Origin of the sequence: Methanobrevibacter ruminantium M1, from assembly GCF_000024185.1 — an archaeon.
In the GTDB taxonomy this organism is placed as follows: domain Archaea; phylum Methanobacteriota; class Methanobacteria; order Methanobacteriales; family Methanobacteriaceae; genus Methanobrevibacter; species Methanobrevibacter ruminantium.
In genome coordinates this window covers 2,690,345-2,713,300 of the sequence record NC_013790.1, presented here as the reverse complement: position 1 = coordinate 2,713,300, position 22,956 = coordinate 2,690,345, and the positions used below count along the sequence as shown (strand labels likewise).

Sequence of the window (22,956 nt, the reverse complement as noted above, 5' to 3'; positions counted from 1 at the left end):
ATGATTAATAATTCTAATTGATCAAAATAAACACTAAATTAATTGAATAAATCCAATTAACAACTTATAATACAAGTTTAATCAACGAATACTTTTCAAATGCTCTCACTTAAAACTTTAAATATAATAGAAATATAATATAACTTATGGTTACTTATATCGAACATCCTTTAATTAGGCCAAATGCAGCGGAAGCTAGGATTTATCAGCAGGTTTTAGCTGCGAATGTATTGAAAAATGGAAATACTATGATTGTAGCTCCAACCGCTTTAGGTAAAACCATCATAGCAATACTGGTAGCTGCAGACAGATTGCAGAAATTAAAAGGTTCAAAGGTACTCATACTTGCTCCAAGCAAGCCACTTGCCATACAGCATGAAGAGAACTTCAAGCACTTTCTAAACCTGCCTTGCACATCTATCACTGGTGCCGTCAAGACAGATGAGCGTGAAAAGCGTTGGGATGCCTCTTCAATCATCTGTGCAACTCCACAGACTATCGAATCTGACCTTCTAAATGAGCGCTACACCCTTGATGATGTTTCCCTGCTTGTCTTTGACGAATGCCACCATGCCGTAGGCTCATATTCCTATGTCTATCTTGCTCACCGCTATGTAAAGGAGTCTAATAACCACCTCATTCTTGGATTGACCGCTTCACCAGGTCATGACAAGTCTAAAATCAAGGAAGTTTGTGAAAATCTATTCATACAGGACATCACCATCAAGACTGAAGACGATCCTGATGTCAAGCCCTACTTCAATCCTATCCAAATCGACTGGGTAAGGGTTCAGTTGGGAGAGGAGCTTGAAAAGATAAGGGATCTTGTCAACAAGGCATTGAAGGTTCGTCTTAAAGGCCTTAAGTCTCTTGGGGTAATCAATACGGTCTCTGTAACAAAGCGGGATGTTCTCAAGGCAAGGTCACGGGTTCAAAGAAAGATAGGTCAGTCTGTAAATCCTCCTAAGGAGTGCTTCCAGGCAATTTCAATCCTATCTGCCGTAATCAACCTTCAGCATTCCCTTGAGCTTCTTGAAACCCAAGGGGTAGTGCCATTCAATGACTATATAAAGCGCCTTAGGAAGAAGACCACAAAGGCAGCAAAGAACATCCTTCTTGACCCTAACTTTTCAAAGGCAATCTATTTTGCTAAGGAGGCTGAAGAAAAGGGACTTGAGCATCCTAAGATGAATAAGCTAGTTGAACTTCTCAAATTGGAATTAGGTGTTGATGAGGCTCAGACCAGACTCACTTCCCTTAGAAACGACTCAGACTCTTCCATGGATGAGAAGGTGAAGGAGGACAGCCCAAAGATAATTGTTTTCACCCAGTTTAGAGACACCTTGGACATGATTCATGAAAGGTGTGAAAGGGAAGGAATCAAAAGTGTTAGGTTCTTTGGACAGGGAACAAGCGACGGCAAGAAGGGCCTTACCCAAAAGGAGCAGAAGAAGATTATCAAGTCATTTAAGACAGGAAATTATGATGTTCTAATCTCTACAAGCGTTGCAGAGGAAGGAATAGACATACCTGCAGTTGACCTTGTCATAATGTATGAGCCGGTTCCATCTGAAGTCAGGATGATTCAAAGAAGGGGAAGGACAGGCCGTAAATCCTCTGGAAGGATGAAAGTATTGATCACTGAAAAGACAAGGGATGAGGGCTACTATTGGACCAGCATGAGGCGTGAGGACAAGATGAAGACTCAGCTTGCAACTCAAGAGGCCATCGAAGAGCTTAAGCTCAATGCAGTGGAGAAGATAGAGGTTGAAAAGTCAGCTAAGGATCTTGGCAAGAGGGAAAAGGTCATTATCGAAGACCCTAGAGATGATGACAGCAGCGACAACTTTGAGGAAGAAGCAAAGAATGAGGACATTGAAGAGATAAGCCTTGAAAACGACAATGAAGAGAAGCAGAAGGAATTGATGGAAAAGGAGGCCAAGAAAAAGCAATCTTTGGAAGATTCCATTATTGAAGAGCTTGCAAAGTCATCAACAAGCGATGAACTGGTGGTTTATGTTGACTCAAGGGAAGGAAATTCAAGGGTTATAAGGGCCTTGGACACCATAGGAGTCAAAGTAAAGGTCAATACAATGGCAGTTGCAGACTATCAGGTAAGCGATGATGTTGCAATAGAAAGGAAAACTGCAAGCGACTTTGTAGATTCCATTGTTGATAAGAGGCTCTTCAAGCAGGCTAAGGCCATGATGGAAGAGTTTAAAAAGCCTATTCTTATCCTTGAGGGAGATGACTTCTATACCGGTTTCATAAATCCAAATGCAATAAGGGGATCAATGGCTTCCATTGCAATAGATTATGGAATCAGCATAATTCCAACAAGAACCCCTGAGGACACCGCTGCAATGATTAAGAGAATTGCAATAAGGGAACAGCAAGGTGAAAAGAAGAGCATACAGATAAGAACAGAGAGAAAGCCTCAGAATCTTTGGGAGCAGCAGCTATTCATAATTGAATCCTTGCCAAACATAGGACCAGTCCATGCAAAGAACCTCCTTGAGCACTTCGGTTCAGTGAAGGCTGTTCTCCAAGCTGACGAAAAGCAATTGCAGGAAGTCGATGGAATAGGTAAGAAAACAGCTAAAAGCATTAAGGAAGTTGTTGATGGCAAGTATTTGTATTTTAAAAAGCCAGAGAAGAATGAGAAATTGATTTAACTGGTGATGCAAGTATTTGTATTTTAAAAGTTTCTCTATATTTTTTTCAATCCTTGATTTTTAATTCTTTTATTTTTAAGTTTTCAGCTTTAATCAATATTTGCTTTTATTAAAAAATCATTAAATAAGATAAAAACTAAAAATATTTTTAATAAAACTTAAATATATTTTTTAAGGGTTTTTTAAAATTTCTCTTAAGAGTTATTTTTAGAAATTTCAATTAATTTTAAAAGTTTATTTTTACAAATTTTAATCAATTAAATTTATTTTTTTTAGGTTGTGATTATTTGAAGATATTAATGGATGAAAGAGGTAAGAAATACCTTCTAAAGGAAGATAGAGAATTCCAAACTGATTTGGGAATTATTAAAAAGGAACAGATGGAAAGGGCAACAATTGGAGATACAATAATCACTCATTTAGATAAAGAATTTAAGGTCATAAAGCCTACAGTCAACGATTTCATTGACCTTATGGAAAGAAGATGCTCCATTCTCATTCAAAAGGATATAGGAACTGTGCTGGCAAGAACGGGATTAGGTGCAGGAGACAGGGTCATCGATGCAGGAACAGGAGCCGGTGCAATCGCATTGAACTTTGGAAATGTGGTTGGAGATAAGGGTCAGGTTTACACCTATGAAATCAGGGAAGACTTTGCAGAGATTGCAAAGAGAAACATTGACAACTTTGGAATAAAGAACATAGAGGTAAAAAATCAGGACATCAAGGAAGGAATCGATGAAGAGGAGATTGATCTTGTTTTCCTAGACCTTCCAAAGCCATTTGAAATTTTTGAGGATGTTAAAAAGGCCCTTAGATTAGGAGGATGGCTTGCTGTCTATGCCCCTTATATTGACCAAGCTGAAGTGGCTTATAGAATTGCAAAGAAGCTTGATTTCAGAGACCTTACAATCCTTGAGACATTAGAGAGGGAAATGGAAATAAGGCCTCAAGGAACAAGGCCTAAGACAAGAATGGTGGGTCATAGTGGCTATTTGGTTTTTTGCTCGTAAGCTCTAATCAAGCTTTTTTGGCCTTCGGCCAAAAAACCTTGACCAAAATTTTTATTTATGCGTATGTTTTAATCATGATATTTATTTAAGGTATTATATCTTATCCTATCTTTTTACTCTCTTTTTTCTCATTTTAAGTCTATTTATCTACTTTTTAATTATTTTAAACATTGTTACTCCTTATTTTGCTCATCTAACTATTTTTTTCTTTTTAATATATTTTCTAAATATTTATTTATTAGATTAAATAAAGTATAAATGGGCTTATAATAAGTCATGATTATATGATTAGGATTGAAATGTTTAATTTTAAAATATTTCGATTTATTTTAATCAAATATCATCGAAATAGCATTAAATTAATTAATAGTAGATATTTAATTTAAAATTAAATAGGTAAAAGCATGTATAATATTATCGAGCTTAAGGACAAAGTATTGAATAATTACAAAGTCACTAAAGAAGATGCATTGAATTTGCTTGATGTTCCATTAGATGAACTTTCAGATGCAGCAAATGAAATCAGAGAATTCTTTTGCAGCAACAAGTTTGATGTATGCACATTAATCAATGTAAAAAACGGCAGATGCAGTGAAGACTGTAAATTCTGTGCTCAATCCAATCATTATGATACAGATATAGATATATATCCATTCCTATCAAAGGAAGAGCTAGTAGGTAAGAGCAACTCCCTTTTGGATGCAGGTTTCAAGCGAATCTCTTATGTTGCATCAGGCAGAAAGATAAGGGATAAGGAATTTGATATAGTTGTTTCTGCATTAGAGCAATTGAACAAGGATAGAACTGATGAATTCCATTTATGCCTTTCATTAGGGCTTTTAAGCGAAGAGCAGATAAGCACTCTTAAGAATCTGAATGTTGAACGAATTCACAACAATCTTGAAAGTTCAAGGGATTATTTTTCAAATATATGCACAACCCATTCCTATGATGAAAAGCTGGATACCATTGATCTTATAAAAGACAAAAATCTTATGGTCTGCAGCGGAGGAATATTTGGAATGGGAGAGAGCTTTGAAGATAGGATAGATCTTGCAATTCAGTTAAGGGATCTTGGAGTCAAGTCAATTCCTATAAATGTTTTAAATCCGATAAAGGGAACTCCTGTAGAGAATAATAAGATTCTTTCCAATGATGAGGTCTGCAGGCTTATTGCAATATTCCGCTTCATAAATCCCGATGCATTCATTAGAATGGCTGGAGGAAGGACCCTCCTTGGAGACAATGGCAGAAAGGCATTCCAATCAGGTGCAAATGCAGCAATACTTGGAAATATGCTGACAACAAGTGGTGTGGAACTTGAAGAAGACTTTAAACTACTTGAAGAGCTTGGATTTGAGATAACTTATTCAATTGATGCTTAATTATTGATATTTGGATAGATATTTGGATTTGATAATTTTCTTTCTCAATGAATCTGTATTTTTTTATTTTTTCTATCATTATTTATTATTTTATTTTTTTATAGGTGTAAAGATGTCAAAAGGACTATTCGTACTGGGAACTGGCACAGATGTTGGAAAGACTTATGTAACTGGCTTATTGTTAAAGTACATAAGAGACAATGGCTACAATGCAAGCTACTTTAAGGCAGCCTTAAGCGGCGCTATAAGGGACAATGAAGGCAAACTGATTCCTGGAGATGCTGTTGAAGTGATAAATATGGCTGGCCTTGAAGAGGATACAGACTTTTTGGTTCCATACATATATGAAACAGCAGTTTCTCCACATCTTGCAAGCCAAATTGAAGGAAATCCTGTTGAACTGGACAAAGTCAAGCATGCATACGAAGAAGTTTCAAAGAAGTACGATTATATAGTCATGGAAGGAAGCGGGGGCATAGTCTGCCCTATTCGCTATGATGGGCAAGGATGCAAAAGCAATATCTTGCTTGAAGACATAATCAAGTGTCTTGACCTTAATGTCCTTCTGGTTGCAGACGCAGGGCTTGGAACAATAAACTCTGTAATAACAACAGTGGATTATTTGAAAAATAGGGATATTCAAGTTTGCGGAATTCTTCTAAACAATTTTAAGGACATGCCTATGGAAAATGATAATCTCAAGATGATTGAAGAGCTTGGTGGAGTGGATGTCATTGCAAAAATCTACAAAAATGATAAAAATTTATCACTTGATGTACAGTTAGATGTTCTAATGAATTATTTTAAATAATCCTTTTTATTATTTTAATTATTACTATTATAATTATTGTACTTATTTTCCTATTATTACTTTTAATTATCCGATTTTTTAATTATATTAATTAAAATTTTTCTTCTATTTTTTCCACCATCATTTTTATTGCAAAAATCATTTTTTTGATATCTTTTACTTTGATTTTATAGAAAATAAAATTCAGTTTTTTAAAATTTTCTCTTTTGGCAGTTAAATGACAAAATTTATATTTTTAATTATCTTATTAAAATTTATGAGAAAGGAAATTTTAATTGCAGCTATTGCAATCATATTAATATTATGTGGAGGTGTATTTGCAGCTAGCAATATGCAGATAGCGGATATTGCTACTTTTAGTTTGAATGCAATTGATCTCGAGGATAGGGGAAGCTTAATCGTTGACTCTGAAGATATCACTGCTTCAAAGGGCTATTATAATTCTTCGGCTTCTGATGAGAATGTGGTTTTGGTTAAAAATTATAGCTTAAGATTAAGCAATTCAATTGTAAATAAGACTGGAGACACTGGAAGCTCTGGAGATGATGCAGACTTTTATGGGATTAATTCTGCAGTTCTTGTAAATTCAAATGGAAGTGTAGAATTATCTGATGTTGAAATAGAGACTAATTCTAAAGGATCCAATGGAGTATTTGTAACAAATGCTGTTTCTGATTCTAATTCAAATTCTTCATCCTCTTCTGGCAGCCCTATTGTTGATTCCACTGAACGTCATGATGGAAAGAGTGATGCTGAAGAGCCTGGTGGTGTTCCTCCTGAAAAGCCTGTTGAGGATGGACCTTCTGTATATGGCGGTTCTTCAGGAGGTAAAGGTGCCCTTAGCGATGGAAATCAATCTATGCCTGCTCCAGGCGCTAGCTCCTCTGATGTGGAAGGAAGTTCAAGTGCAGACATCTCAAATGTCCGAATCACCACACATGGAGACAAGTCCCGCGGATTGGATGCAACCTTTGGAGGAAAGATTATTGCTTCAGATGTTGAAATCAATACAGATGGCCAAAGCTGTGCGGCTCTTGCAACAGACAGAGGCGAAGGTGAAGTCCATGTGAAAAACTGCATATTGAATACTGGAGTGGATGAGAAAAGCGGAAGAGGCTCTCCAATCATCTATTCAACAGGAAACATTACAGCTGACAATTCCGAAGGCTGTGCCCATGTCTCCCAGATTGCCTGCATAGAGGGAAAAAACAGCATTGCGCTATCAAACTGTGAGTTCTCTGCAGGTGCAGGAGGAAATAGGGAAGATAATGGAGAATATGTTGATCTAGGAGGAGTGTTCATCTATCAAAGCATGAGCGGAGATGCTGATGTAGGAACCTCTCTTTTTGATGCAAACTGTTGCGTTTTGTCCATAGAAGAGGATTCCGAATACTATAAGACTGCTCCTATGTTCCATGTTACCAATACAAAGGCCATTGTCAAGCTTGCAAGCACAGAACTTAATTTCGGAAGCGGTGTTCTTTTGAATGTTTCCGGTCAAAGCCAATGGGGAACTGTAGGATCCAATGGCGGTGAGCTTGAGTTTGATGCAAGTGATGAGATTCTTGATGGGGATGTCTTTGTTGATTCCATCAGTTCATTGAATATGAGCTTGGCTTCAACCAGCTTTATAGGAGCTGTAAATCCAGACGATGACTTTGGAGAGACTAATCTTGTCATTGATTCAGATTCTGATTGGACATTGGATGGAGACAGTCACCTTAGCTCATTGGAGAATAATGGAGATATAGATTATAATGGACACACTCTTTATGTGGATGGAAAGGCTTATACAGAGTCTAATCCATTTAAATAGTTTGTATTTTTAATTTAAACTCTTTTTTTATTTTTTTATTCTTTTTTAATCTTTAATATTTCTTTTTTTTATTCTTTTTTAATCTTTAATATTTCTTTTTTTTATAGTTATTTAAACTTTAATATTTCTTATTTTTTTTAAGCGTTTATTTCTATAATTTTTCTTATTTTTCTATTTTTTTAAACAGGGTTTTATATTTTTTTTTTTTTTTTTTATTCTTAGTTGATTTTAATCAATTTAGATAAGTTTTATTATAGACATCCAATATAGTATATATGGAAGTTTTAAATGTTTTAACTTAAAAAAAGCTAAAAGGTTTTAATATGAATAAAAGTAAAAAATGTGCAGAAAAAGATTTGGCTCATATATGGCATCCTGCCTCTCAGATGAAGGATTATGAAGACTTTCCACCAATTGTAATAGACCATGCTAAGGGAGTCCACCTTTATGATGTGGATGGAAAGGAATATACAGACATCATCAGCTCATGGTGGTGCAATATCCTTGGTCATTGCAATGAAGAGGTAAGCCAGGCCCTTAAGGACCAACTTGATGAGCTTGATCATGTTTTATTTGCTAATTTTTCACATAAGACTATAATAGAGCTATCAGAGCGTCTTATTAAGGTCATGCCAAAGGGATTGAATAGGTTTTCCTTTGTTGACAACGGCTCTGCTTCAGTTGAATGCGCATTGAAGATGGCATTCCAGTATTGCGCTCAAACTGGTAGGGCTCAAAAGAAAAGATTCATGTGCTTTACAGATGCATATCATGGAGAGACATTAGGCGCATTGTCTGTTGGAGCCCTTGATGAGTATTCAAGTGTTTTTGAGCCAATCATGATTGATACAATTAAGATTGAGGCTCCTGATTGCTATAGATGTCCTTATGGTAAGACAAGGAATGATTGTGATTGCCAGTGCTTTGAGCATGCAGAGAGGGCATTTGAAGAGCATGGCCATGAGACCTGTGCAATGATTATAGAGCCGCTTATACAGGGAAGCGCTGGAATGAAGATTTATCCTCCTCTTTATCTAAAGAAGCTTAGGGAACTTTGCGATAAGCATGATGTCCTTCTTATTGCAGATGAGATAGCTACAGGTTTTGGAAGGACTGGAAAGTTCTTTGCAGTTGACCATGCCAATATAACTCCAGACATTATGTGTGTGTCCAAGGGACTCACTAATGGATATATGGCCATGGCAGTTGCATGCACTACAGATGAGATTTATAATGCTTTCTATGGTGATTATGAGGATAATATAGCATTTATGCACAGTCATACTTATGCCGGTAATCCATTGGCTGCAAGCGTTGCAAATGCCACACTTAAGATAATGGAAAGGGATAGGATTATTGAAAATAATCAGGAAAAGGCCATTTGGCTTAATAAAAGATTCCACAACACATTTGATGAGCATCCTAATGTTGGCGAGATAAGACAGATGGGTCTTATCAATGCAATCGAGCTTGTTGAGGATAAGGAGTCTAAAAAAGGATTTGATTCAAGCCTTAGAATAGGATATAAGATTTATAGGGAAGCTTTAAAGGATGGATTGATGTTAAGGCCTCTTGGCAATGTTATGTATTTTAATCCTCCTCTTGTCATAACTAAGGAAGAGCTTGATGAGTCTTTAGCTATTTGTAAAAAGGCTATTGATAAGGTATTATTAGACTAAATTATCTAATGATTGACTTTATTGATAAAATATGGAAATATCGATTGATTTATTTCTAATTCTTGAATTAAATTTTTTAAAAAAAGTAGAATATCTTGAATTTTTTTCAAGTTATAAAAATTAGTAGAATGTGTGGAATTTATTTTTTTTGTTTTAAAAAAGTTTAATTTTAAAAAACTGTGAAAAATAACCCTATTTGTAAAAATAAACTCACAAAAATCAAATAGGGTTATTGATCACATCAAAATTTGTCCTATGTATTTTGTTTTATTTGATAAATCTTTTTTCTAGAAAAAGAAATATTGCAAATAAAAAGGCATATGTCCCACCCACCTAACCCAAATAATGGAATTATTTTCCATTATAAATATAAGGATTGTTGTTTTTTAATGCTTTCTTTTTGTTTATTCAAATAACTCTCTTTTAACCTCCTATTTGAAAATACACAAGGTTTCATCCTTATTCATATCATGATAGAGCTCTGCCTTGTTTTCATCAAAGTCTATCACCTGTATCATGTCATAAATCTCCTCGCTGAGGTTTGGATTTATGTCCTTTAATATGTTCGGATAGTCGTAGACCATGTCCTTATTGAACTCCAGTTTTTTCTCATTTTCAAACAATGCACCGTAGTATATATCCGCTTCCACCAGGTCCTGGAACATGTGGCTTCCAAAGGATAACTCTGGCATATATCCTGCATCGCTGTATGACTCCTCTAGGATTGCGGAGAAGTAGCTAATGTCTGCAAAGACTACAGGGATTCCAAGTTCTGGAGATGATGTTCCTATCCTTCCTGGGACAATGAGAATCGCTGTCTTGTTGTTGCTCTTGAGATATGCATTTACATCGCTGATTACTCTTGAAATAGAGCTTTTTTGAGCATAAGGATATTCATAATACTTATGAGGATCCACATAGCAGATTGTGTCTATTGTGTTCTTTCTGGACATTCCCATAGAGGATTCCTTGATATGGAAGAATACGTTCTTGTCTTCAGGCATTTCAATAGCCTCATTGTTTACCATAACTTGCAGAGGTCTGCACTGCAATAGGTTTATGTTGAATGATTTGTCCTCTCCCACATTTACAGTGTATTCGATGTCAACTGGATAGTCATATGCTGTCTGGAGGGTGCTCATGATTTCCTTCATGGTTTCTATGAATGCATCGTTTTTAACGATTCCCTCACAGTTTACAAATACTATTTCCCTACGTTGGCCTCTGTCTCTAAACATCCTTTCCGCTTCTCTGTCATGCTCTACCAACATGTTTTTAGAGTATCTTGGAATTACGCTCAATCCTTCATCCACTGGAATGTCATGCAGGCTGATTTCCTTAAGGTCAATAACATCAAGATAATGCTGTGAATATCTGTGCTTTTCCTTAATGTCCTTTGCCATAGTCACTTCAGGCTTGTCAAGGTTTATGATTCTAGGATAGTCCTTTTTTGTACGGTCGACAGCCTTTGTACCAAGACCCATTACAAGCCTTAGCATTCCCTTGCTGTTGTCCATGTCCGGAAGCGGGGAATATGGGCTGTATGAGAATCCTACACCTGCTGCTGTCGGGAAGAAATAGTCTCCATGGTATGATCCTGAAACCCTTTGAACCAATAGGGCCATCTGTTCGTCAGTGTCGTCCAATCCATTTATTTTTCTGTATTCAAGGGCTGAAATGTTCATTGTACTTGAATATACCACCTTCACTGCCTCTTCAAAGGCTGCCAGTCTCTCTTCAAGTGAGCCTCTGTTTACACAGAATACTGATTCGTATTTTCCAGCAAATGCATTTCCATATCCATCCTCAAGGAAACTGCTTGAACGGACGATAATCGGATTCTGTCCGAAATAATCCAGCATCTTTATGAATTCCCTTTTGGTCTGGTCTGAAAAGCTTCCGTTTTTAAGGGCTTCCTCCAGTTCCTTTCCATATTTATAGTATCCTTCAGGGGTCCTTTGCTTTACCCTAAGGTCCCAAAGGTCATTTGAAACGATGTAAGTGTAGAAAAGGTCTGAGCCTATATAGAATGAGTCGTCAGGCTCAAAGATATTGTTGTATATCTCTGGGCAGTTCCTTTCAATTATCTTTCTTGCAAGAAGCATACCACAGGACTTACCTCCTACAAGTCCACTTCCCACTCTGCGGTCATAGATTGTGGTATAGTCCTCAAAAGAGAAGTATTCCTTGATTTTGGAAAGCATCTTCTCGTCCTTTGTCATCATGAGCTCACAGATCTTGTCACACTCTTCGTCGATATTCTTTCCCTCTTCGTATTCTCTTCTGACTTTAAGCATATACCTTTCCCAGCTGTCTAAGGTCTGTCCGTTCATGTATTTGTCTGAATTGATGGTCTTATAGTATTTGCTTACTTCCTGACCGTCCTGAAGGACCTTGACAAAGCCGGTTCTAGGGTTGAACTTATGCCCTAAAAACATGGTCTGTGAGTATCTGTTCCATACCTTGAGAGGGGATACGTAAACTTCCTCTGGAGAGTTTGAGTATACGTTTAGAAATAGCTGTGTGGTTTCACGGATCTTTGCTATTGCATCATATGAGTGCCTTCCTCGGATGATTGGGAAGTATGCAACTGTGTCCAGCTGGAAAAGGAATGGACAGGTTACCTTAAAGAAGTTTCCCATCATCAGGTCTGTTGACCATACCGCTTGAAGGTCGCTTAGGCAGTCGAAGACATAGAATGCATCGAAGCCTTCCTTTTCTATGATTCTGTGAACTTCCAATGTGAATGTCTCGAATTGGTTATATGGATTAACCAGATATATCTTGATTCCGTCACGCTCTATCATGGAAAACTCGGTTTCCGGATTGTTCTGCTCGATTTCAAGCAATCTGAAATCTTCTTCAGTCATTTCTATTAATGGAGGATGATTGGCAAAACGGATGTAAATTAAGTTTCTATTGTCCTCTTTTGCTTGCTTTATGTAAGGATTTACAAAATAGGAAAATTCATTTAGGTTTGTGACATTCCATACAACGTTGTCTCCTAAACGAATATTGTCTAAAGCGCTATCAAGCCCTGGAATTCCTGATTTGATTCTATCGAATGCGGCCATATTAATTTCTCCTAATCTTTGTTTTCATGTATTATACCCGTTTATCTTAAAATTCTTTTTATCTACTAGCTTCCTTAGTTAGCTTCCTTAGTTAGCTTCCTTAGTTAGCTTCCTTAGTTAGCTTCCTTAGTTAGCTCCCTTTTAGCCACTAATATCTTTGGCTTACCATAGGCACTCCAGTCAATTGAGAAGCTTCCATAGTCAATGCTACAAGGTCTTGACGTTCAAGATTCTCTATGTCAGTGTTTCCTGCCTGTTGGGTTAATGAAGTAACCTCCTGTGTCATAGCCTCAATATAGTTAGCAACTTGCTGACCTTTTCTTATAGGATCCAATCTTCTTCTAAGGGCTCTGTCCTGTGTTGCAATTCCTTTAGGACATATTCCTTCTGAACAGGATTGACAGACCTTACATCCTATTGAAATAAGTGCTGATGTAGCAACATATACAGCATCGGCACCTAAAGCTATTGCTTTTGCAACGTCAGCTCCGGATCTTATTCCTCCGGCAGCAACTAGGCTTACTTCGCTTCTTAGGTTTATCTCCTTAAGGGCGTCGTCAGCCTTAACGATAGCTTCAATTGTAGGGATTCCCGCATGCTCTGTAACAACTTCAGGGCCTGCTCCGGTTCCTCCTTGCATACCGTCAACTACAATTATGTCTGCGCCAGCCTTTGCTGCAATCTTTACGTCCTGCTCCACTCTTCCAGATGCGAATTTAACGATGATTGGCACTTTCCAGTCTGTGATTTCCCTTAGCTGATTGATTTTCATTCCTAAGTCTTCCGGACCTACGATATCCATGTGTCTTGCAGGGCTTAATGCTGAGGTTCCTTCCGGAATGTTTCTAACCCTTGCAACCTCTGCAGTTACCTTATGGGCAAGAAGGTGTCCTCCCATACCGGACTTTGCGCCTTGGCCTATCTTTATCTCAACAGCCTCTGCATTGTTCAGGTAGCTTGCTGAAACACCGAAACGGCCTGATGCATACTGTGCAATGAGCTTGTCTGCATAATGCCTTTCCTCTGGAAGCATTCCTCCTTCTCCGGTGTTTGTTATTGAACCGACTTTGCTGCTTCCAATAGCCAATGCTATCTTTGCCTCTTTACTTAAAGCACCAAATGACATTGCTCCAATCATGATTGGAGTGTCAATTTCAATTGGGTTTTCTGCAAAACGGTCTCCAAGGACTACTGATGTCTTGCATGTTTCCCTGTATGAGTCTATTGGTGGCCTTGATACCTGTGCAGGCAATATGCTCAAGTCGTCAAAGCTTGGTATTCTTCGGGTAAGTCCGCATCCACGGACCTTATATGAACCGGTCTGGCTTTTACGCTTGATTTCAACCATGGTTGAGTTTGACCATATTCCCCTTCCCTCATCCACTAAAGGCCTTACATAGATAGCATGTGTCGGACACATCTCTTCACAGATCTTGCATCCTACACAGTTTTCCTGATGTATTGGGAGTGGTTCGTCATTGATTACCTCATATACGCCGTGAGGGCAGTTAGAATAGCAGCTATAACAGTTCTTACATGCTGACTTGTTTGGATTGTCACATAAATACCAGCAGCAACCTGGCCTGTCATTGTTCTGCCTGCATATTTCTATTTTCCTTTCAACAGTGAATGACATTAGTTAACCCCCTCTTCTGTAGTTGATGATTCCTCATTAATTTCTTTTAGTGGCTTGAATACAGGACATACAGAATATTTGGTTCCTCCTGATTTTACGACTTGGTCTATGTCCTTTGTTAGCTTTGCGTAAGGTTTCCAAGCTAAATCGTCTTTCTTATCAACAATAAGGGCTTCTGTTACAATCTCATTGCTTAAAAGATAGTCTAGAATTGTAGTGACGATTGAACCGTCTTGACCTTGGCTATGCTTAAGGGATCTAACTGTATAGACATTTATATAGTCTCCGATTGGCTTTTCATTGTCATTTCTTAAGTGTTCCTCTATGAATGTCCTTGGACATACTGCAAAGCATGCATGGCAGTCTGGAGGGCATTGGCCTTTCATTCTAGGTTTGGTGTCGTCGATTATTATTAAGTTATCCGGACATGCATATTCGCAGGCTCCGCAGAGCACGCATGCTCCAATGTCTATGACATTTGACTTTAAGTCAGAGAAGTCAGATTCTGAGATTTCCTTGCTTATTGAATCGTCGTCCTTTTCCCTTTGGTATAGTACAGGCCTTGCTAAGAATTCTCTTTGTTCTATATGCTCCAGATTCCTGTTTATTTTGCCTTGGGCAAGTTTGTTAAGCAGTTGGAATTTGGATTCTTCTAGCTCTTCAACTTCAATGAATCTTTGCTCAATTGCTCCCTTTACTATTTCCTCTCCTTTTTCGCTTCTAACAATCAATGTTGACCAGCCGTCATCTGAACCTATTGAACCTATTGAGATATCAGAGGTCTCAGATGTAAGCTCAACACATATGTTGCAGTTTTTCCTGATTATCCTTTTAGCTACTGATAAAGGTATTTTCACTGTTTCCTTTGTTTTTAGTATTAGGAATAGGAATCCTTTGTCAATTTGGAACTTTTCAATGTCATCCATCTTTAAGTCATATTCCTTTAGGAAATTTACAAAGTATTTGTATGAAAAGTTCTCCATGCAGAATAAGCCCAATTTAACCTCAATAGGGCTATCTGTATAATCTTGCAGTTTTGATGCTGCCATAATTTCACATGGTGTTCCAACCATTGCTATTTTATGTTCACTCATTTTATTAGCTCCTATTGAATATTTACAATCTTTTTAAAGTTTGAATAGTCTATATCTTCAAAACCGTATTTTGTCAGGGTCTCTTCAAGATCCTTTAAATCTTCATCTGTGGTTTCTTCCATAATTGCGTTTTTTCCAAGGCTTTTGACCTCTCCAAGAACATATATGCTTCCTCTCATGATTGATTCCCCGACGTCATCGGTTACATCTCCAAGAATGATGAGCTTTCCTCCCATCATAAGCAGTCCGGTCATGAATCCGCTGTTTCCGCCAATGATTACGGTTCCTCCTTTCATGATCTCTCCAGTTCTTGAGCCTGTGCTTCCTTTTACGATTACGGTTCCTCCATAGATTCCCTGTCCTGCACCGTCTCCCGCTGTGCCTTCGATGATAAGTTCCCCTTTGGTCATATTGTCTCCGGCAAACCAGCCTGCGTTTCCGTTGATGTGTATCTTTGGTCCGTTGACCATGGTTCCAACAAAGTATCCTGCAGAACCGTTGATTTCTATGTCTACATCTTCGCTTAAGCCTGCGCAAATATTGTGTCTTGATTCAGGATTGTTAATAATGAGTTTATCATGATGTGCAGCCTGTTCCTTTATAGCACGGTTTAATTCTTTCTCTTCCATATCTTTTGCATTAATGATGTATTCTTTCATAGATAAGACTCCTTATTCATTGTTTCTTTTTATAAGGTCCTTATTTTTTTGTATAATTCTCCTTAAAATAAGATTATTTCATTATAAAACCCTTATAAAATATTTATAAAGATTTATTTATCATAAAGTCCTTTTTAAAGAGCTTGTTTTGAATAAGTCCCTTATTTTATTATCTCTTTTCATTAAGGCTCCTTATTATATGGTGTAAGCTCTTGTTTCACCTGGGGCTATCTGTTCTATCTCATTAGAATCAGTGACATCATGCAATGCCATTTCCTCTGAAGCTATTGCAAAGACTTCATCGGTTTCTACCATAACTCCTGGTCTAAGGCCAAGCTTGTCCTTTGCAATGCCTATGCCGTTAGGTGTTCCTACCAATATTGAAAATGGCCCATCTAAGTCAATCACTGCTTGATCTAAGGCTTCTTCTAATTTATAGCCTTGATTAAGCTTGTCTGCCATATAGTGAACGATGCACTCTGTATCGTTAAATGATTCAAAAGTGTGTCCTTTACGTTCTAATGGGTCTCTTATTTTCCAATAATTGGTGATTTGTCCATTATGCACTACAGTAATGTCTGGTATGATGTAGCTTTGATATGGGTGTGCATGATAGCGGTCTACGCCACTTTCTGTTGCAAAACGGGTATGTCCTATTCCATGTGTTCCCATTCTGCTTTGAACGTCAAATCTTTCTGCAATGTCCTTTACTTTTCCGACGTCCTTTATCATTTCAAATGAATGTGATCCGTTGATGACCCTTACATTTTCTAATTCGTCTATTTCCCTTATCCATGGTTGCAAAAGGGAGAATTCATCTAATGCTATTTTGCATTTATATACATCTGAGTCTCCTACGGATTTAATTATTTCTTCTTCGTATATTGGACTGATTTGGTTTAATAATGATTTTAAATTGTCTAATGCTCCTCTTCTTCTTTTTACTTCTATATTTAATTGATAATAATTTTCAGGAAAATCTAAGCTGCCGTAGATAGCATATCCTGCTGAATCTGGGCCTCTGTGTTGTAGTGATTCAAGCATTGATGTTAATGCTTCTCCTACAGGGTGAGTTTTTTTATCTTTGTATATTACACCTGCTATTCCACACATTTTTCTACCTCCAAAATAATCGGTGAATACACATATTTTAAATTAATAAATTTATCATATGCCTTAAAAGTTAATATAAATTCCATATGCCTAATGAATTTATATTTAAATAACTATATGCCTTTAATATAGCTTTAATATAGCTTTAATATAGCTTTATAACTTTAATATGGTTTAATTTTACAATATGCCTTAATTTTTAAAAACAGTTTATTTTAATTAATTTTTTTTATTATTCTTGTTCTCTTTTTTTAAACCTCCTGATTCTTAGTTATCCCTTTTTTTAAAACCTTTTAACTCTTAGTTATCCCTTTTTTTAAAACCTTTTAACTCTTAGTTATCCCTTTTTTAAAACTTCCAAACTTCAAATTGTCTCTTTTTTAAAGAGTTAAAAAAAAAAATTAAAAATGGGTTGGCAGTCAATTTAAAAAATAAGTTTTATTAACCGCCAATTGTTCTACTAAAGGAAATATTTACAGTAATGTATTTTAAAAAGAATATTTGTACTTTATTCGTATGATAAATATTAATGGCCAATATATTTTAATAATATTTGGCCATTAATTCTTCAAATAAACTAAATCTATACGTTTAAGTATTCATCTCTTTCATAGTCGAATACTTGGATTCTGTAAGCATCCCATTCTGCTCTTTTGATATTGTAGAATTGATTGAATACCTTATCTCCAAGAGCGCCTATGATTACATCATCTTCTTCTAATGCGTGATATGCTTCCCATAAGCTTGTTGGCAAGTTGGAAATTCCTTTTTCAGCAATTTCCTCTTCGGAGAATGCGAATAAGTTTTCTTCAGTAGGTTCTCCTGGGTCGAGCTTATTGTCCATACCGTCTAAACCAGCTTCAAGCAATGCTGAAAATGCTAAGTATGGGTTACAGGATGGGTCAGCTGATCTGCATTCGATTCTTGTACCTAATCCACGGGATGCAGGAATCCTGAGCAAGGTTGATCTGTTTTTAAATCCGTAAGCTATGTAGCATGGTGCTTCATAACCTGGGACTAAACGTTTGTAAGAGTTAACTGTTGGGGATAAGATTGCTGATAAAGCTTGTGCGTGTTTTAATAATCCTCCAATGAAGTATAAAGCCTCTTGAGATACTTGAGTTTCAGTGTTTGGGTCATAGAAGATGTTTTCTCCATCCTTGAATAGACTTTGGTTACAGTGCATTCCACTACCGTTGATTCCTATGAATGGTTTTGGCATGAAAGTAGCCTTAACTCCTAAGTTATTAGCCACTGCTTTTACAGCTTCCTTAAATGTAATTACTGCATCTGCTGTTTTTAAAGCGTCTGCATATTTGAAGTCCACTTCGTGCTGTCCTGCTGCCACTTCGTGGTGGCTTACTTCAACATCGAAACCTAACTCTTCTAATCCGAATACGATTTCTCTTCTGATGTCTGTTCCTTGGTCTAATGGCTCTACGTCAAAGTATTCAGCTTCGTCTGCAGGGACGTAGTTTCCGTTTTCATCCTTTTTGATGATGAAGAATTCTGGTTCTGGACCTACATTGTATTGGTATCCTCTTTTCTCAGCTTTTTCTAATGTTTTCTTAAGGATTCCTCTTGGGTCTCCATCATAAGGGGTTCCTTCTGTGGTGTATATGTCACAGATGAATCTGCTTGTACCTTTTGATTCAGGTCTCCATGGGATGGTTGAGAAGGTGTTTATGTCTGGTTTTGCAAGAAGGTCACTGTCATTGATTGAAGCTAATCCTGCTACAGATGAACCGTCAAATAATAATCCGTCATTTACTATGTCTTCTACATCATTTGCATTTTTAAGAGGAACTGCCATGCTTTTTGGCAATCCGTGTATGTCTGCGAGTTCTAATCTCAAAAATTTTATGTCATTTGCTTCGATTGTCTTAATTATTTGGTCTAGTTTTTTATCGTCTGCGGACATTTTTTCACATCCTTTTTCGAGTTTATTTTTTTTCATTTAGTGGATTTTTATGAAAGTGGAAAATGCTTTTGACTAAATGAATATGATTTTTTGATAGTCGGAAGGAAGTTTCCTTCCTACTTATAGTTTAGCATTTTTTGATATATAAATATTTTGTATGAAAGAAAAATTTCAAATTCCAATTAAAATGACTATTTTATTTATTTTTCGCTTATATTTACTTAATATTAGTAAATACACTTAGTGGATATTATGATTTATTAATTAGTGGTGGTGAAATTAAATATAATTAAAAGAAGCACTATAGATAGCTTAATTAAAATATTTCAAAAAATGTTATTAATGTACAAAAAAGAGCATTGGTATACATGGTTGGTTATTTCCATGCCGGCAAAAAATATCTATAAATTTGCCAAAGTTTTGATTTTTTGCCGATTGGTAAAGTCATTTTTTTTAAAATTAGTTTCATAATAAAATTAGTTTCATAATAAAACTGTTTCATAATATATTAAAATATTAATGAGTATATGTATTGTAATTATTTTTAAAAATAGTTTCTTATATTAATTATTTTATTTATTTAAAAAAGAAAAAAAAGAATATTAAAAATAGTTTCTTATATTAATTATTTTATTTATTTAAAAAAGAGAAAGGAATAGCTATTGTTTAATAGCTATTTAACAAATTTATTTTGCTTGTTTATTTTTATTATCCTCCAATTGGAAGTACTTTTTTATTGCCGTCCATCTATGAGTTCAAAAAATAAAATTTTTGGTCAAGGTTTTTGAGCCGAAGGCTCAAAAAGCTTGGTTCATTCCATAAAAATAGCAGGCTTATAAGGCATAGCATTTCTTGCCTTATTCTGAGGATCATAGCTGTCATCAGTATGAATAACAATCTCTGAACCTACCTCACTTTCAATGAAGTCTTTTGCATCATTTAAGATAGTCTCTTCATCAATCTTACCAATGTATCTTGTCTTAATCATTTCTTTTGAAATTCTTTTTGCTACATTGGCGATTTCCTTTTTGTTATCATAAATGTCTGCCTTTATGGCCTTGCCCATGATTTGGCCGATGTCTGGTTTTCCAACTTCATCAGCTATCTTATATAGCTCCCATTTCCATTCTGGAGCAAGGTATAAGTGTATCTTTTCTGGGTCTGTGTCTACAATGTTCTTGATTTCGTTTATGTCTTTTACTATGTTTTGAACAAGGGACTCGGACCTTTCTATTTCCTTGCTGATTAGATCTTCGTTGTACTCTGGCCATTTAGCAAATGATACAAATCCTTCACCGCCATATTTGCTCCAAAGCTCTTCTGAGGTGTGTGGAGTAAATGGAGCAAGCAATCTTATCCAATTGCTGAGCAATGTGCTTAAGACATAGATTACTGCAGGGTCCTTTGCTTCAATAAGGTCTTGAACTCTGTAAAGATAGTGGTCTAAGTCTTTTTTAAGTAGGAACAAAGCATGTTGGAGTGCTTGTCTTGTTTGGAATACTTCAAGGGCTTCAGTTGCTTCCTTGATGTGTATGTTCAATTGATTTATCATCCATTTGTCGATGCTGCGTTCTAAAGGCACTTCTTCAATATTGGATAGGTCTAGCTTTTCTCCTTTTATGTCTTCTACCTTTTGTGCAAACTCTCTAAACCATTCAAGTCTTCTTTGGGTTCCTCTGACCTCTTTTTCTCTCCAGTCAAAGTCTTGCCATGGTTCTGCTGATGCCATAAGGAAAAGCCTTACCACATCTGCGCTGTACTGTTCGATAGCATCTGCAAGGAGAATGACGTTTCCTTTGGAGGATGACATCTTATTTCCTTCAAGAAGTCCCATACCGAAGACTACAGTTCCTTTAGGCCATTTTTCCTCAGGATATATTGCTGCATGGGTAAACATAAGGAAGCTTAAGTGGTTTCCGACAAGGTCCTTTGCAGATAATCTCCAGTCTAATGGGTACCAGTAGTTGAATTCCTCTTGGATTTGGTTTACTGTCTCTTCAGGGACTGTGATTTCATCGCTGTCTACACCTAAGAAGACCTTTTCAAAGAATGCTTCATTTAAGTCTTCAGGGTCCATATCCTTAAGGTATTTGGCTATTGTATAGTAGGACATGTACATTGTAGAGTCGGATAAAGGCTCAATAAGCCATTGGTCGTCCCAAGGGACTCTTGTTCCAAGACCTACCCTTCTGGAGCATGCCCAGTCGTCAAGCCAATCGAGATAGTATTCGAAGTTTGAGCGTATCTCTTCTGGGATAATTGTCTCTTGTGCTAAGACCTTTTGGGTCTTTTCAGTCCATTCCTCATCGCCGTATCTTATGAACCATTGGTCATCCATGACCTTGACAACACATTTGTTTCCGCATCTGCAGATGACTGGTCTCTCTGCAAAGTCGTACATTATGTCTGCGCTTCCTGCTTCAATCATGTCTGCCTTGATTTCATCTCTTATGAATGCGACTCTTTTTCCTGCATATTTTTCGATATGGTCGCTTATGTATCCTTTGCTGTGCTCTGCCTTGTATAGCTCGTCAGTTGCATCCTGTACCTTAGGGTCGTTTTGGTTTTCGATACCCATCCTTTCAACAACTTCAACAGCAGGGAACTCTCCATATCCTTCTACGGTAACAACATTCAATGGCTCTGCTTTAGCTACCTCTTCTTTTATATCGAAGTCTTTGATTAGCTCTTCGTTTTCCTTAAGGTCTCTAAGTGCAATATAGTCTGCAGGAGCGTGAGCAGGTACTGAAAATACTGTACCTGAACCATATTCAGGGTCTACAAAGCTTGCAGGGAATATTGGCAATGGCTCTCCGTTAAGTGGGTTTTTGACATATTTGCCGATTAATGGCTTAGGGTCAATGTCTCCAACAATCTCCAAATCATGTTGATTTGATAGATTTAAGAATGCTTCATTGCTTATTATCCATTTTTCTCTTGCATTTGCACCTGTTTTTACTTCAACTTCAATATAGTGAACCTCTGGGTTTAGCCATACGTTGGTTGCTGCAAAGATAGTTTCAGGTCTGAATGTTGCAGGGACTATGTATAATCCAGGCTCCACTTCAAACTTAATCAATGTAAGCTCGTTTACACCTACGCCTTCCCCTTCGAGAAGGTCGTGGTCGCCTACAGGGTTCTCATCGTGAGGGCAATATTTAACAGGGTGCTCCCCTTGCTTGATTAGCCCAAGGGACTTAAGCTTTTTAGCTTGCCATGTGATGAATTTCTTGTATGTAGGGTCGATAGTTCTGAATTCTCTTCTCCAATCGATTGAATAGCCCATATCATCCATTACAGTGTGATATTCATTACTGAAGTATTTTACAATGTTAATTGGGTCTTCGAGGCTTGGAAGAGTGTCATGAGGAACCTTGTGTACTCTTTCGTACAAGTCAAGGGTCCATGGATCTTTTCTCTTTATTCTATCTGCAATACCTATGACCGGTGCACCGGTTACGTGCCATGCCATAGGGAATAATACATTGTAGCCTTCCATTCTTTTAAATCTTGCAAATACATCAGGTACGGTGTATGTTCTACCGTGGCCTATGTGCATTGCACCACTTGGGTATGGATAAGCTACTGTTAAGAATAATTTTTCTTTTTCATTTGGATCTGATTGAAATAGCTTAGCGTCAGCCCATTTTTTCTGCCATTTCTTTTCTATTTCATTATTAGTCACTAAATCACCATTTTGATAATTTTAAATAAGTATAAATCATAGTTGAATTGATTTTTATAAATTTAATTTATAGATTTTAAGATAATTTATTATTATAGTCTTGCTATTGCAAGTGCTATAATATTATTGATAAATTATACTGATTTATATTTTTATTTTTATTTAATATAAAATTTTCATTTTAGTAAGTTTCATTTCCCAGTCATTTTGGAGAATTGTTTTTAAAAATTGTTTTTTTAGTAGTTATTTTAGTAGTTATTTTAGTGGTTTATTTCAACTATTTTCAGTTGTGATTTTGCTAATTTTTTTTAGTATTTTTATAGCAATTTTTAGCAATTTTTTAAAAAAACCGATTATAATAAATATTCTGACAATAGTATGTATTTTTTAGCTAA

The 22,956-nt window shown here is 36.6% G+C and carries 13 protein-coding genes; 6 read left to right on the top strand and 7 right to left on the bottom strand.

Going from position 1 to position 22,956, the window contains the following annotated elements; all coding sequences use genetic code 11:
• Positions 1-146: 146 nt before the first annotated feature.
• The 6 genes from MRU_RS10500 (at position 147) to bioA (ending at position 9,379) form a co-directional block, all read left to right on the top strand.
• Positions 147-2,675, top strand: a complete 2,529-nt coding sequence (locus MRU_RS10500; protein WP_012956887.1) for a DEAD/DEAH box helicase — start codon at positions 147-149, stop codon at positions 2,673-2,675.
• 299 nt (positions 2,676-2,974) lie between these two features.
• The gene (locus MRU_RS10495; RefSeq protein WP_012956886.1) at positions 2,975-3,688 is read left to right on the top strand and encodes a tRNA (adenine-N1)-methyltransferase; all 714 of its coding nucleotides are present in this window, start codon (positions 2,975-2,977) and stop codon (positions 3,686-3,688) included.
• A 404-nt stretch (positions 3,689-4,092) separates the two neighbouring features.
• The gene (gene bioB, locus MRU_RS10490) at positions 4,093-5,073 is read left to right on the top strand and encodes a biotin synthase BioB (RefSeq protein ID WP_012956885.1); all 981 of its coding nucleotides are present in this window, start codon (positions 4,093-4,095) and stop codon (positions 5,071-5,073) included.
• 112 nt (positions 5,074-5,185) lie between these two features.
• A complete protein-coding gene (gene bioD / locus MRU_RS10485) occupies positions 5,186-5,884 on the top strand; it encodes a dethiobiotin synthase (RefSeq protein WP_012956884.1) in 699 nt (232 codons plus the stop codon).
• 256 nt (positions 5,885-6,140) lie between these two features.
• Positions 6,141-7,700, top strand: a complete 1,560-nt coding sequence (locus tag MRU_RS10480) for a hypothetical protein (RefSeq protein ID WP_143714335.1) — start codon at positions 6,141-6,143, stop codon at positions 7,698-7,700.
• A 323-nt stretch (positions 7,701-8,023) separates the two neighbouring features.
• Positions 8,024-9,379, top strand: coding sequence for an adenosylmethionine--8-amino-7-oxononanoate transaminase (bioA, locus tag MRU_RS10475; RefSeq protein ID WP_012956882.1), 1,356 nt, complete (start codon positions 8,024-8,026; stop codon positions 9,377-9,379).
• Between the two features lie 431 nt (positions 9,380-9,810).
• On the opposite strand, the gene MRU_RS10470 is transcribed toward bioA, so the two are convergent.
• The 7 genes from MRU_RS10470 to leuS all read right to left on the bottom strand — a co-directional run bounded on the left by MRU_RS10470 (position 9,811) and on the right by leuS (position 22,561).
• The gene (locus MRU_RS10470; RefSeq protein ID WP_012956881.1) at positions 9,811-12,453 is read right to left on the bottom strand and encodes a PEP/pyruvate-binding domain-containing protein; all 2,643 of its coding nucleotides are present in this window, start codon (positions 12,451-12,453) and stop codon (positions 9,811-9,813) included.
• Between the two features lie 148 nt (positions 12,454-12,601).
• Positions 12,602-14,089 (bottom strand): glutamate synthase-related protein, encoded by a 1,488-nt coding sequence (locus MRU_RS10465; RefSeq protein WP_012956880.1) that lies wholly within the window; start codon positions 14,087-14,089, stop codon positions 12,602-12,604.
• Complete coding sequence (locus tag MRU_RS10460; RefSeq protein WP_012956879.1) at positions 14,089-15,183, bottom strand: Coenzyme F420 hydrogenase/dehydrogenase, beta subunit C-terminal domain; 1,095 nt, start codon at positions 15,181-15,183, stop codon at positions 14,089-14,091. The genes MRU_RS10465 and MRU_RS10460 overlap by 1 nt, the downstream gene beginning before the upstream one ends.
• Before the next feature lie 11 nt (positions 15,184-15,194).
• Positions 15,195-15,842, bottom strand: a complete 648-nt coding sequence (locus tag MRU_RS10455) for a GltB/FmdC/FwdC-like GXGXG domain-containing protein (protein ID WP_012956878.1) — start codon at positions 15,840-15,842, stop codon at positions 15,195-15,197.
• Positions 15,843-16,037: 195 nt separating this feature from the next.
• The gene (locus MRU_RS10450) at positions 16,038-16,955 is read right to left on the bottom strand and encodes a glutamine amidotransferase (protein WP_012956877.1); all 918 of its coding nucleotides are present in this window, start codon (positions 16,953-16,955) and stop codon (positions 16,038-16,040) included.
• Positions 16,956-17,538: 583 nt separating this feature from the next.
• Positions 17,539-18,876 carry a type I glutamate--ammonia ligase gene (gene glnA / locus MRU_RS10445; RefSeq protein WP_048812526.1) on the bottom strand — a complete coding sequence of 446 codons (1,338 nt, stop codon included), beginning with the start codon at positions 18,874-18,876 and terminating at the stop codon, positions 17,539-17,541.
• Between the two features lie 811 nt (positions 18,877-19,687).
• Entirely contained in the window at positions 19,688-22,561 is a 2,874-nt protein-coding gene (gene leuS / locus MRU_RS10440) for a leucine--tRNA ligase (protein ID WP_012956875.1), read from the bottom strand.
• Positions 22,562-22,956 lie beyond the last annotated feature (395 nt).